General features: G+C 69.1%; 10 protein-coding genes. 4 read left to right on the top strand and 6 right to left on the bottom strand.

Going from position 1 to position 12,273, the window contains the following annotated elements:
- Positions 1 to 105: 105 nt before the first annotated feature.
- Positions 106 to 1,701: a gamma-glutamyltransferase family protein gene (locus tag V5F84_RS19080; RefSeq protein WP_394041702.1), complete on the top strand. Its 1,596-nt coding sequence runs from the start codon at positions 106 to 108 to the stop codon at positions 1,699 to 1,701.
- Between the two features lie 424 nt (positions 1,702 to 2,125).
- A complete protein-coding gene (locus tag V5F84_RS19075; protein WP_394041700.1) occupies positions 2,126 to 3,196 on the top strand; it encodes an LLM class flavin-dependent oxidoreductase in 1,071 nt (356 codons plus the stop codon).
- A 77-nt stretch (positions 3,197 to 3,273) separates the two neighbouring features.
- Here V5F84_RS19075 and V5F84_RS19070 read toward each other — a convergent pair whose 3' ends face one another.
- The 5 genes from V5F84_RS19070 to V5F84_RS19050 form a co-directional block, all read right to left on the bottom strand.
- The gene (locus tag V5F84_RS19070; RefSeq protein ID WP_394041699.1) at positions 3,274 to 4,500 is read right to left on the bottom strand and encodes an acyl-CoA dehydrogenase family protein; all 1,227 of its coding nucleotides are present in this window, start codon (positions 4,498 to 4,500) and stop codon (positions 3,274 to 3,276) included.
- A 79-nt stretch (positions 4,501 to 4,579) separates the two neighbouring features.
- Entirely contained in the window at positions 4,580 to 5,581 is a 1,002-nt protein-coding gene (locus V5F84_RS19065) for an NrtA/SsuA/CpmA family ABC transporter substrate-binding protein (protein WP_394041698.1), read from the bottom strand.
- Positions 5,582 to 5,603: 22 nt separating this feature from the next.
- On the bottom strand, positions 5,604 to 6,317 hold the full coding sequence (locus V5F84_RS19060; RefSeq protein WP_394041697.1) for an ABC transporter ATP-binding protein: 714 nt from the start codon (positions 6,315 to 6,317) through the stop codon (positions 5,604 to 5,606).
- Positions 6,314 to 7,174 (bottom strand): ABC transporter permease subunit, encoded by an 861-nt coding sequence (locus tag V5F84_RS19055; RefSeq protein ID WP_394041696.1) that lies wholly within the window; start codon positions 7,172 to 7,174, stop codon positions 6,314 to 6,316. The genes V5F84_RS19060 and V5F84_RS19055 overlap by 4 nt, the downstream gene beginning before the upstream one ends.
- A 16-nt stretch (positions 7,175 to 7,190) precedes the next feature.
- Positions 7,191 to 8,288, bottom strand: coding sequence for an LLM class flavin-dependent oxidoreductase (locus V5F84_RS19050; protein WP_394041695.1), 1,098 nt, complete (start codon positions 8,286 to 8,288; stop codon positions 7,191 to 7,193).
- A 318-nt stretch (positions 8,289 to 8,606) separates the two neighbouring features.
- Between V5F84_RS19050 and V5F84_RS19045 the strand changes: the two genes are divergently transcribed.
- Complete coding sequence (locus tag V5F84_RS19045) at positions 8,607 to 9,053, top strand: RrF2 family transcriptional regulator (RefSeq protein ID WP_394041694.1); 447 nt, start codon at positions 8,607 to 8,609, stop codon at positions 9,051 to 9,053.
- A 67-nt stretch (positions 9,054 to 9,120) separates the two neighbouring features.
- Here the strand turns inward: V5F84_RS19045 and ssuD are convergent, their stop codons facing one another.
- Complete coding sequence (gene ssuD, locus V5F84_RS19040; RefSeq protein ID WP_394041693.1) at positions 9,121 to 10,320, bottom strand: FMNH2-dependent alkanesulfonate monooxygenase; 1,200 nt, start codon at positions 10,318 to 10,320, stop codon at positions 9,121 to 9,123.
- 220 nt (positions 10,321 to 10,540) lie between these two features.
- On the opposite strand from ssuD, the gene V5F84_RS19035 reads away from it, so the two are divergent.
- Entirely contained in the window at positions 10,541 to 12,148 is a 1,608-nt protein-coding gene (locus tag V5F84_RS19035) for an ABC transporter substrate-binding protein (protein WP_394041692.1), read from the top strand.
- The last annotated feature ends 125 nt before the right edge of the window (positions 12,149 to 12,273 follow it).

The following is a 12,273-nucleotide window of genomic DNA, read 5'->3' as shown; positions in this document are numbered from 1 at the left end:
CCTCCGTCCCCCCATGCTTTATTGCCCGCAGCCGCAAGACGCAACGTCGGCGAGGTCACGGCGCCGGCACCGGCGCCCGCACGGGCCCGCCGGCTGGAGGATGAAATGATCCACGAGAGCACGCATGCCGGCCGCGGCATGGTGGCCGCCCCGCACGCTTTGGCGGTGGAAGCCGGCCGCGAGATCCTGCGGGAAGGCGGCAACGCCATCGAGGCGGCGATCGCCACCGCCGCCGCCATCGCCGTGGTCTATCCCCACATGAATCACCTCGGCGGCGACGGCTTCTGGCTGATCCGCGAGCCCTCGGGCCGCGTGCGCTATATCGAGGCGTGCGGCTTCGCCGGGGCGAAGGCAACGCTCGCCTTCTATCGCGAACGCGAATGCGAGGCGATTCCCCAGCGCGGGCCGCTTTCCGCCCTCACCGTGCCGGGCGCGGTCGGCGGCTGGGAGCTGGCGATGGAGGCGGCGCGCAGCTTCGGCGGCAAGCTCAGCCTCGCCCGCCTGCTGGAGCCGGCGATCCTCCATGCCCGCAACGGCGTGCCGGTGACTTCATCGCAAGTGCGCCTGACCGCCGAGAAGCAGGGGGAGATGGGCGCATCCCCCGGCTTCGCCGAAACCTTCATGCCCGGCGGCAAGGTGCCGGAACTGGGGCAGGTGCTGGCGCAGCGCACGCTCGCCGATACGCTGGAGCATCTGGCGCGCGCCGGGCTGGAGGATTTCTATCGCGGCGACGTGGGCCGCGAGATCGCCTCCGATCTGGAGCGCATCGGCGCGCCGGTGACGCGGGCGGATCTCCTCGCCTATGGCGCGATCCTGCGCGCGCCGCTGTCGCTGCAACTTGCCAGCGGCACGCTCTACAATGCGCCGCCGCCCACCCAGGGGCTCGCCTCGCTGCTGATCCTCGGCCTGTTCGAGCGCCTCGGCGTGACGCGGGGCGAGAGCTTCGCCCATGTGCATGGGCTGGTGGAAGCCACCAAGCGAGCGTTCCTGGTGCGCGACACCGTGGTGTGCGACTTCGACCATCTCAAGCATGATCTCGCCGCCTTGCTCGCCCCCGCCGCGCTCGATGCGGACGCGGCGAAGATCGACATGCACCGCGCCCTGCCCTGGCCGCAGCCGGCGCAGCCCGGCGATACCATCTGGCTCGGCGCGGCGGACAGTTCGGGCCTCGTGGTTTCCTATATCCAGTCGATCTTCTTCGAGTTCGGCTCCGGCTGCGTGCTGCCGGGGACCGGCGTGCTGATGCAGAATCGCGGCGCCAGCTTCTCGCTGAACCCCAAGGCGGTGAACCCGCTCCAGCCCGGCCGCCGGCCGTTCCACACGCTCAATCCCGCGCTGGCGGTGCTGCGCGACGGGCGCGTCATGGCCTATGGCACCATGGGCGGGGAGGGGCAGCCGCAGACCCAGGCGGCGGTGTTCACCCGCCATGTGCTGTTCGGCGAAGCGCTGGGCGACGCGATCGCGGCGCCGCGCTGGCTGCTGGGGCGCACCTGGGGATCGGTCAATACCAGCCTGCGGCTGGAATCGCGCTTTGATCCCGACATGGTGCGCGCGCTGGAGCGGGCCGGCCATGTGCTGGAGGTGCTGCCGGAGGCCTATAGCGACACCATGGGCCATGCCGGAGCGGTCATCCTGCATCCGCGCGGCCACCTGGAAGGCGCCCACGACCCGCGCGCCGACGGCGGCGCGGCGGGCCTCTGACCCCGCCTTCAAAGTGCGTTGGGGCGATCCGGCGCGCCTTCATCGTGCGCGGGTGAAGGGCGCGCCTCGTGCCGACACCGGATGGGTTCCGGCGAAGGCGTGCGGCCACTGGGTGGGACGCGCCGCCCTTCGCAGAGGCGGGGCCTGACGCGCGGGCTGTATAAACGCCGCGGGAATGTGAAATATTAGATTGCACATTCACGGGCTCCCGATTTATCCTAATCATATAAATCGACTTTATGGAGGCTCCATGTCCCCGTCCCTCCGTCTCCTGATGCTCCCGAGGCGGGGCGTGGCGCGGGCGGACCGCTGACCGGCGCGCACGGCTTCCCGACCCCGGATCCGCCCGCTGCAACGGCGCTGCTCCTGCGGCGGGCGCGGGCGTCCTCACCTTGGATTTCGCAGACACTTCAGGCTGGATGCAATGAGCGGCAACACGGACTATCTCTGGTACATTCCCAATGACACCAAGGCCGGCCACCGGGGCGACGCGGTCGCGGCGGAGCATAACAGCCTCGCCACGCTGACCGGGCACGCGCGCGCCCTTGAGGACTACGGCTGGAGCGGCGCGCTCATCGGCACCGGCTGGGGGCGGCCGGACACATTCACCCTCGCCACCGCCCTTGCCGCCCAGACCCGGACCTTCCAGCCGCTGATCGCGATCCGGCCCGGCTATTGGCAGCCGGCCCAATTCGCCTGCGCCGCCGCGACCCTGGATCACCTCACCGGCGGGCGGGTGCGCATCAACATCGTGTCGGGCGTGGACAGCCTGGCCGCCTATGGCGACAGCGAAGGCAAGCCGGAAGACCGCTACGACCGCACCCGCGAGTTCATGCGCCTGGTGCGCCGGCTCTGGACCGAAGAGAACGTGACCTTTGCCGGAAAATACTTCCAGGTGACGGATTCCACGGTCGAGCCGCGCCTTGAGGCGCGCGGCGGGCGGCGGCATCCCCGGCTCTATTTCGGCGGCGCCTCGCCGGCCGCGGAGCGCGTGGCGGCGAGCGAGGCGGACGTCCAGCTGTTCTGGGGCGAGCCGCTCGATGGGGTGGCCGAGCGGATCGCGCGGCTGAGGGCTCTGGCGGCGACGCTGGATCGCGACCTGCCGCCGCTGGAGTTCGGCTTGCGCATCACCACCCTGGTGCGTGACACCTCGGCCCAGGCGTGGGCCGATGCCGAAGCCCGGGTCGCGGACATGGCAAAGACCAGCGGGGCGGGCTGGCAGGATCATCGCGGCCCCGCCGCGGTGGGCCAGCAGCGGTTGCTGGACCTCGCCGCGCGCGGCGATGTGCTGGACGACAATCTCTACACGGCACCGGGCCGGTTCGGCGGCGGCGGCGCGGGAACGACCTGGCTGGTGGGCTCGGCCGAGGAGGTCGCGCGTTCGCTGCGCAAGTATCGCGACCTCGGCGTTACCCACTTTGTCTTGTCGGATACGCCCTATCTGCGGGAGATCAGGCGGCAGGGCGAGCAGCTTCTTCCGTTGCTGCGCGCCTGAGGGCCGCTCGGCCCACGGTGTCACGCGGCGGCAGGATCGCGCCGCCGCGGGTTCCCTTGACTCAGGGTTCCCTTGGCTCAGAAGAATCCCCGTGCGGGGAGGGGCGTGTCTTTCACCAGAAGCGCCCCGATGGCCTGGGCCTTGAAGCTCACGGGATTGTGGGACGCGATGGTGCGGGCATTGCGCCAATGCCGGTCCAGATTGTAGCGCCGCTCGGTCGCCGAGGCACCGCCGGCCTCGAATAGCAGAGAGCCGCTGCGCAAGGCCAGTTCGTCCACCGCGATCTTCGCATGGGCGGCCGCGAGCGCCGCATCCGCCGCAAGGGCGCCGTCCGGCGCCCCGGCATCGCGGGCCGCGCCGGTGCGGTCGAGCGCATCGGCCGCCGCGAGCACGATCGCTTCCGCCGCGAAGGCATTGGCGGACAGCTGGCCGATGGTCTGCTGCAACAGCAGGTCGTCGGCGGGCACGGGGGCGTGGGCGTAATAGAAGCTGCGCTGGCGGCGCTTCAGCAGGGCGATGGCATCATCGAGCGCGGCGCGGGCGATGCCGGCGACCACGGCGGTGAGGAAGAGCTGCGCCTGGGTGTTGGAATAGCTCAGCCCATAGCCCCGGCCCGGCACGTCGAACACCGCCTCGGAGGCCGCGACGCGGACATGGGTGTAGCGCGTTGTGCCGGAGGCGGTCAGGCGCTGGCCGGCGCCGTCCCAATCGTCGAGGATCTCGATGCCCTCGCGCTTCACCGGAATGATCACGGAGGCAAGGCGCTTCTGCGCGTCGGCGGCGCGGACCAGCACGGAATCCGCATAGAGCGTGCCGGTGCTGTAATATTTGATCCCGTCCAGCCGGTAGCCGTCGCCCTCCGGCGTCAAAAGGGTGTCGGGCTGCGTGCCGCCGGCGGGATTGGCGCCGGTCTCCGTGCTGGCGAGGCCGAAGATGGCGCCGTCGCGCACCTGGGCCTGCCAGGCGCGGCCCTGGTCGTCATGGGGCGCGCGGGCATATTGCTCGGCAACGGTGAAATGATTGCGGAAGATGTGCGCGACGTTGGCGTCCGCCGCCGCCAGTCGAATGGCGATGGCATAGAGGTCCCGGAACGAGGCACCGGCGCCGCCGTCCGCCTTGCGCAGGCGCAGCGCGCCGAAGCGGGCGCGCTTCAGCAGGTCGATGGCCTCGAAGGGCAGGATGCGCTCGCGCTCCCGCTCGGCGGCGCCGCGCGCGATATGCTCGAACAGGCGCTGCCAGTCCGGCGCGGCAAGGTCGGGAGGAACGGGGAGGCGGAAGGACAGCTCTGTAACGGGCAGGTTCATGATGATCCAGGGGGTGCGGGGGCATGATTTCCGGCCGGGCCGGCGTATTGCGGGAGCCGCCGGCAAGGCCGGCGGGACGTCAGACCCGGGCGAGGTGATCGGCGACGACGATCTTCTCGGGCAGGATCTTGCGCGTCGCCAGCCAGTCCGCAGCCGTCTGAAGCTGGGCGATGAAGGCTTTGTCGGTGACCGGGATCAGGGTGTAGTGGCGCTTGCGCTCGATGAACTGGTCGCGGATGGCGTCGGAATAGCCGGCGCGCTTCTGCACGATGGTCTCGGCCTCGACCACGTTCGCATTGGTCCATTTGGCCTCGGCCTCATAGGCCGCGGCCACCGCCTTCACGATCTGCGCATTCTCCGTCGCGAACGTCCGGCTCGTCACATAGGAGCTGTAATCGATGAAGAAATCGAGGTCCCGGCCTTCGAGGAAGACATCGTGCGCCTTGTAGTCGAGCCGGGCGATATCGACGCCGGGGCTCCACATGGACCACGCATCCACCTTGCCGGAGGCAAGCGCGGGGGCGGCGTCCGGCGGGTTCAGATAGACGAACTTCACTTTCGCGCGGTCGATGCCGTGCTTCTCCAGCGCGGCGACCAGCAGGAATTCCCCGAGGCCGGAGCGGTTCACCGCCACCGACTTGCCGACCAGGTCCGGCACCGTGTCGATGCCCGACCCGTCCTTGGCGATGATCGCCGTGGTGCGCGGCTCGTAGAGCACGAATTGCGAGAACACCAGCGGCGAGCCGGCGAGGATGGCGGCGAAGGCCGGCGTCGTGGAGCCGCCGAAGCCGAAATCGGCGCTGCCGCCGGTCACCGCCTGCAGCGTCGGCGCATGGTTCGGGAACGGGCCGAGCCATTCCACCTTGATGCCCTGGTCGGCTAGGGCCTTCTCGAACACGCCGCGCTCCTTGGCGATCAGCGTCAGGCCGTGGAAACCCCAGGTGAGGCGCACGACATCGGTATTGCGGGTGTCTTTCTGCTGGGCCATGGCGGCGAAGGGCAGGAGGCCGCTCGCCGCCCCGAGCCCGGCAAGGCCGGTGGCGAGGAACTGGCGGCGGGACGGCGTGAGGAAGGACGACATTGCAGGTCTCGTGTGGTTTGGATCAGGCGCGCGGCAGGTCGTTCTCGACCCCGAGCTCGGCGAGGAGGGTGGCGCGGGTGGCGGCGGGAAGCCCCGGCTCCGCCGGGCGATGCTCGGCGGCGATGGCCCCGCCCCGCATGACGAGGATGCGGTCGGCGAGCGCGATCGCCTCCTCCACATCGTGGGTCACGAGCAGGACGCCCGGCCGGTGGCGGGCGACGAGGGCCTTCACCAGCACGTGCATGCGGATGCGCGTCAGCGCATCGAGGGCGGCGAAGGGCTCGTCCAGCAGCAGCAATTCCGGCTCCTGCACCAGGGCGCGCGCGAGCGCCACGCGCTGGGCCTGGCCGCCGGAGAGATTGCGCGGCCAATCGTCGAGCCGGCCGCCCAGGCCGACTTCCGACAAGGCCGCCGCCACCCGCGCCCGGGCGCCCTTCTCCGGCAGCCCCAGCGCCACGTTGCGCCACAGGCTGTCCCAGGGCAGCAGGCGATGTTCCTGGAACACCACCGCCGGCTTGCGCGGCGCCTCGATGCGCCCGCCCTCGATGGGATCGAGCCCCGCGAGGGCCCGCAGCAAGGTGGTCTTGCCGCAGCCGCTCTCGCCGAGAAGGGCGACGAATTCGCCGCGCGCGATGGTGAGGTCGAGCCGGTCGATCACCACCCGGTCCCCATAGGCCCGGGTGAGGCCGGCGACCCGCACGGCGGGCGCGGCCTGCGCAAGCAGCGGCGCGTTCATCGTCCCGCGCCCCCGAAATTGGGATGCCAGGCCAGGAGCCGGCGTTCCAGCAGGCGCGCCACCGAATCCGCCGCCACGCCGATCAGGGCATAGATGACGATGGTGAGCACCACCACGTCGGTGCGCAGGAACTCGCGCGCATCCATGGCGAGGAAGCCGATGCCCGCCTGGGCGCCGATGGTCTCCGCCACCACCAGCGCCAGCCACGCGGTGGCGAGGGCATAGCGGACGCCGGTGAGAATCGAGGGCAGGGCGCCCGGCAGGATGATGCGGGTGATCATCTGGCGCGTGGAGAGCCCCTGCACCCGCCCGAGTTCCAGGAGCTTGGGGTCCACCTGCCGGATGCCGAGGGTGGTGTTGATATAGATGGGGAACGCCACGCCCAGCGCCACGAGGAAGATCTTCTGCGCCTCGCCCACGCCGAACCACACGATCACCAGCGGCAGCAGGGCGAGGAAGGGAATCGCCCGCACCATCTGCACGCTGCGGTCCACGAGCGCTTCGGCGAGGCGCGAGAAGCCGACGAGGATGCCGAGGGCGAAGGCGATGCTGCCGCCGATGATGAAGCCCGCCGCCGCCCGCAGCAGGCTGGTGCCGAGGTCCTCCAGCAGCGAGCCCGTGGTGGCGAGCTTGAACGCCGTGCGCACCACCTTGCTGGGCGCCGGCAGCACCTGGGGCGTCACGACGCCGGCCCGGGCCAGGATCTCCCAGACCACGACCAGCAGCACGGGGGCGATCCAGGACAGGAGGACGAACAGGCGGGGGCTGATGAGGATGCGCCGGCGGACGCGCGGTCGCGTCCGGTCCGTGGCGCGCGCGGGGAGCGGCAGGTGTGCGGTGTGATCTGCGTTGGCCATGGGAAATCCGGCTCCCTCAGCCGGTGCGCGCGGCGCGCGGGCTGCCGGCGACGGCCGCCGTGCCGCCGGCCGGGCGGCCGAGACGCGGGAACACATGCTCGGCGAAGCGCCGAAGCTCGGAGCGCAAAGGCTGGAACTGGAGCATGAACAGCTCGATGCCGGCACCGTGGAACGCCTTGATCCGTTCCGCCACCTGATCGTAGCTGCCGACGAGCCCGGCGGCCGTGCCGCCATTGGTGCCGACCCGGGGCGACTTCGCGAAGGTGCGGATCATCACCACGTTGGGGTCGGTGCGCGCGGCCTGATTCCGCTTGGCGGGCGCGTCCTTGGCGGCGAGGGCGAGGAGGCGGCGATATTCCTCTTCCGCCTCCTGCTCGCTCTCGCGGGCGATGACGAAGGCGGCGAGCCCGTAGGCCAGCGGCGCGCCGCGCCGGGGACGGGCGGCGAGATCGGCGATCATGGCCTTCACATCCTCGAGCGGCTGGCCATTGATGAAGAACACGTCCGAATGGTCCGCCGCGAGGGCGCGCGCGGGCTCGGATTCGCCGCCGAGATAGATGCGGGGGCGGGCGCGAACGGGGCTCGCCGGAGACAGCTTGTAATCGGTGATGCGGAAGTTCTCGCCCGCATGGGTCACGCTCTCGCCGGAAACGAGGCACTCCACCACGGCGAGCCACTCGCGGCCATAGGCATAGCGCGCGTCATGTTCGCCGAAGGGGATGCCCGCCTTCTCGAATTCCGCGCGGTTCCACGCGTTCACCAGATTGAAGGCGAACCGGCCGTTCGAGATGTTTTCGATCTGGAGCGCCATCTTCGCCAGCACCACCGGGTGGTACAGATAGGGCTTGATGGCGGCGATGATCTCGATGCGGTGCGTGAGCGCCGCGAGGGCCGCGCACGCCGTCCAGGCCTCGATCTGGTCCTTCTCCGGCAGATGCGGATTGACCGTGTGCTGGGCGACCAGCGTGGCGTCATAGCCGAGGGCCTCGGCATCCAGCACCGTGTCGCGATTGTGCGGCCATGAGGCGTCGAAAGGCTCGGCCGGGTCCTGCCAGGCCGCGCGCGGACCGTGAACGGGCGCCCAGACGCCAATGCGGAGAGGAGAAATCGCCATGTCCCACCATAAATATATTAAATTGATCGAATAAGTATTTATATGCCTTGTCAACCCCCTATCCGCATTTGCGCGCACGGCTTTGGCGGAGGGCGAATTCGACCTGGCGCGCAAACCGGCTCTTGAGGCGGCCGGGCGAACGGCGCGCGGGACCAGGGATCGCAGGGGGCTGTTACGTTCCAGGTTTTTACAATGGAGGAATGTGGTAAGCCGGCGTTTGGGAGACCGGCGCCGCGCGCGTGGGGGATTTTTCAGCGTCGGAACGTGGGGCCACACGAGGCCGGGGCGCGGGAAACGAGGGGGCGCGGGAGGGCGCACATGCTGACCAAGAAGGGAAAATACGGGCTGAAGGCGGCCGTCTATCTCGCCCGCCTGCCCGCCGGGGTCTCGGTGCAGGTGGCCGAGATCGCCGAGGCCAATGCCATTCCGAAAAAGTTTCTCGACGTGATTCTCAACGAGTTGCGCAACGCCGGATTCCTGGCCTCCAAGAAGGGCAAGCTCGGCGGCTACCGCCTGGGCAAGCCGGCGGAGGAGATCGTGGTCGGGGAGATGATCCGCACACTCGATGGCCCGCTCGCGCCCTTCCCCTGTGCCAGCCGCAACGCCTATGTCCCGTGCGATGATTGCGACGTGCCCCGCTGCGAGGTGCGCCGCCTGATGGTGCTGGTCCGCGATGCCATGGGCACGGTGCTGGACACCTACACCCTGGCGGAGATGCGGGACCTTTCAGACGACGCCCTGGTCTCCTTCGTGGACTATATCTGAGCGCACCGGCCCACGAGGGGGCGCGCCCGCGCGGGGCCCCCGTGCCTCGCGGGAGGACGCGGGCTGGTCAGGAGGCGCCGGCGCTGCGCTCGCGGGGAACGATCGCATTGCCGATCATCTCGCCGAACGGGCCGCGATGGGGAGCCACGACGGGCGGCCGCCCGGTCGTGGCGGCGAGCGGCAGGAGGGGGAAGACCAGTTCCGCGAAGCGATAGGCTTCCTCAAGATGCGGATAGCCCGAGAGGATGAAGGTATCGATGCCGAGCGCCATATAGTCCTTCATGCGCGCGGCCACGGTCTGCGGATCGCCCACGAGCGCCGTGCCGGCGCCGCCCCGCACCAGGCCGACGCCGGCCCACAGGTTCGGGCTGATCTCCAACTGGTCGCGGCGTCCGCCATGCAGGCGCGACATCCGCTGCTGCCCCACCGAATCCATGCGCGCGAAGACGTTCTGGGCCTCCGCGATGGTCCCGTCGTCCACATAGGCGATCAGCTTGTCGGCGGCGGCCCAGGCCTCCTCGCTGGTCTCGCGAACGATCACATGCAGGCGGATCCCGAAGGTGATCTCACGACCGAGGGCCGCCGCGCGGGTGCGGATGTCGGCGATCTTCTCGGCCACGTCGGCGGGGGGCTCGCCCCAGGTGAGATATTTGTCCACGGTGCGCGCGGCGACCTCATGGGCGGCCGGGGACGATCCGCCGAAATAGAGCGGCGGATAGGGCTTCTGCACCGGAGGATAGAGCAGCTTTCCGCCCTCCACGCCGAGGTGCTTGCCGCTGGCCGTCACCTGCGCCCCCTCCAGAAGGCGGGTGTAGATGTCGAGGAATTCACCCGTCACCTCATAGCGCTCCGAATGGCTGGCGAAGAAGCCGTCGCCCTTGTTCTCCACCGGGTCGCCGCCGGTGACCACATTGATGAGCAGGCGGCCCTTCGAGATGCGGTCGAGCGTTGCCGTCATCCGCGCCGCCACGGCGGGCTGGAGCAGGCCGGGCCGCACGGCGACGAGAAAGCGCAGGCGCTCGGTGAGCGGCGCCAGCGCGGATGCCACGATCCAGCTGTCCTCGCACGACCGGCCGGTGGGCAGCAGCACGCCGAAATAGCCGAGATCGTCCGCCGCCTGCGCGATCTGCGCGAGATAGCGCAGCGAGACTTCCCGCGCCCCGTGCGAGGTGCCGAGATAATGGCCATCGCCATGGGTGGGCAGGAACCAGAGGACGTTGGCCGCGGCAGCGGACCGTTCGGCGGCGGGAGAAGAAATCTCGGTCATGGGGATCCGTTGCTCGCGACAGGACGCAGCCCGCGACAGGCGGTTTTCCGGCGGAGGACCCGCGGCCGCCGACCGCCAAGGGGCGTTCGTCGCATATATAATAAAAACCATAGACATTATTGACTAAACAGATCCGGGCTGTCTATCCTTAAATAACACATCATATCAGTGTTATTAGGGGTATTTCCCGATGGGCATATGGGATCGTTGGAAATCGGGCGTGGGGACGCTCGTGGGGGCCGCCCTCCTGGCGGGGGCGGCTTCGGCCCAGCAGGCGGCGCCGGCGGCGCAGGCGCCACGTTCCGGCGGAACGCTCACGGCCATCATCCAGCCGGAGCCCGTCATCCTCACGGCGGCCCTCAACACGGCCGCGCCCACCGGCGTCGTCACCGGCTCGATCTTCGACGGCCTGGTGGATTACGACGCCAACCTGAACCCGGTGCCGGCCCTGGCGGAATCCTGGGAAACCGCGCCCGACGGCCGGACCCTCACCCTGCACCTGCGCAAGGGCGTCACCTGGCATGACGGCAAGCCCTTCACCTCGGCCGACGTGAAATGGACGCTGGAAGAGGTGTGGAAGAAGATCCACCCCCGCAACCAGGCCACCTTCGCCAAGGTGACGAGCGTCGATACGCCGGACGACAGCACGGTGGTGCTGCATCTCAGCGAACCGTCCGTGGCCATCCTGTCCTCGCTGAATTCCAACGGCGCCCAGGTGCTGCCGAAGCATCTGTACGAAGGCACGGACATCCTCAACAATCCCTACAACAACAAGCCGGTCGGCACCGGGCCGTTCGTCTTCAAGGAATGGGTGCGCGGCAACTATATCTTGCTCGAACGCAACCCGAACTACTGGCAGCAGGGCAAGCCGTATCTCGACCGCGTGGTGTTCCGCGTGATCCCGGATGCCGCCGCGCGCTCGGCGGCGCTGGAGAAGGGCGAGGTGCAATATGCGGTGCTGAGCCCGGTGCCGCTGAAGGATGCGGAGCGGCTCTCCAAGCTGCCGAACCTGCGCGTGACCACGCAAGGCTATGAGTGGCTCTCCCCGTGGCTGTTCGCCGATTTCAACGTGGAACGCCCGCAGCTGAAGGACCCGAAGGTGCGCCAGGCGCTGGCCCATGCCATCGACCGCAACGCCATCGCCAAGGTGGTGTGGTTCGGCTTCGCCAAGCCCGCCGTGAGCCCGATTCCCTCCTCGCTTGCCGCGTTCCACGACACCGGCGGCGTTAGCTATGATTTCGATCCGAAGAAGGCAGAAGCGCTGCTGGACGAGGCCGGCTACAAGCGCGGGCCGGACGGCACCCGCTTCGCGCTCGACATCGACTACATCCCCTATGGCGACGACTACAAGCGCACGGCCGAATATCTGAAGCAGGCACTGAAGCGGGTCGGCGTGGAGGCCAATGTCCGTTCGCAGGATACCGCCGCTTATACCCGCCGCGTCTATGGCGATCGCGATTTCGACATCGCCATCACCTGGTTCGCCGCCTTCTCCGATCCGCAGGTGGGCGTGAGCCGCGCCTATTGGTCCGGCCCGATCGGCAAGAATATTCCCTGGACCAACGGCTCGGGCTATCGCAGCGCCGAGGTGGACGCGCTCATCGCCGCCACGCAGGGCGAGGCCGATCCGCAGAAGCGCATCCAGCTCTTCAAGCAGATCCAGAAAGTGGTGCTCACGGATCTGCCGACCCTGCCGCTGGTGGAGCTGAAATTCTTCACGGTCGAAGCCGCGAACCTGCACCATCCGCAGCCCCGCGGCGATCAGGTCTATGGCTCGTTCCGCGATTTCTGGTTCGACGACGCGAAGGCCGAGCCGAAGTCCAACTGAGCGTCTCCCGCGCCTGGGCCGTCCGGTGTGCGCCGGACGGCCATTTCTCTCTTGTCGCCAGCCTTGCGCGATTGCCCTGCCGCGCAAGGGCGAGAGAGGGGCGCCCGCTCTCGCGGAACGGCCGC

This window comes from Roseixanthobacter liquoris (assembly GCF_043195135.2).
In the GTDB taxonomy this organism is placed as follows: Bacteria; Pseudomonadota; Alphaproteobacteria; order Rhizobiales; family Xanthobacteraceae; genus NCEH01.
Note: the sequence above shows the minus strand (reverse complement) of the source record. Positions and strands in the feature narration are given on the sequence as shown.

What these genes read in the sequence shown, in the direction of transcription:
- V5F84_RS19045 (WP_394041694.1), top strand. Translation starts at nt 8,607, where the DNA reads ATGCTGACCAAGAAGGGAAAATACGGGCTGAAGGCGGCCGTCTATCTC.
- V5F84_RS19070 (WP_394041699.1), bottom strand. Translation starts at nt 4,500, where the DNA reads ATGAACCTGCCCGTTACAGAGCTGTCCTTCCGCCTCCCCGTTCCTCCC.
- V5F84_RS19055 (WP_394041696.1), bottom strand. Translation starts at nt 7,174, where the DNA reads ATGGCCAACGCAGATCACACCGCACACCTGCCGCTCCCCGCGCGCGCC.
- V5F84_RS19060 (WP_394041697.1), bottom strand. Translation starts at nt 6,317, where the DNA reads ATGAACGCGCCGCTGCTTGCGCAGGCCGCGCCCGCCGTGCGGGTCGCC.
- V5F84_RS19065 (WP_394041698.1), bottom strand. Translation starts at nt 5,581, where the DNA reads ATGTCGTCCTTCCTCACGCCGTCCCGCCGCCAGTTCCTCGCCACCGGC.
- V5F84_RS19075 (WP_394041700.1), top strand. Translation starts at nt 2,126, where the DNA reads ATGAGCGGCAACACGGACTATCTCTGGTACATTCCCAATGACACCAAG.
- V5F84_RS19050 (WP_394041695.1), bottom strand. Translation starts at nt 8,288, where the DNA reads ATGGCGATTTCTCCTCTCCGCATTGGCGTCTGGGCGCCCGTTCACGGT.
- ssuD (WP_394041693.1), bottom strand. Translation starts at nt 10,320, where the DNA reads ATGACCGAGATTTCTTCTCCCGCCGCCGAACGGTCCGCTGCCGCGGCC.
- V5F84_RS19080 (WP_394041702.1), top strand. Translation starts at nt 106, where the DNA reads ATGATCCACGAGAGCACGCATGCCGGCCGCGGCATGGTGGCCGCCCCG.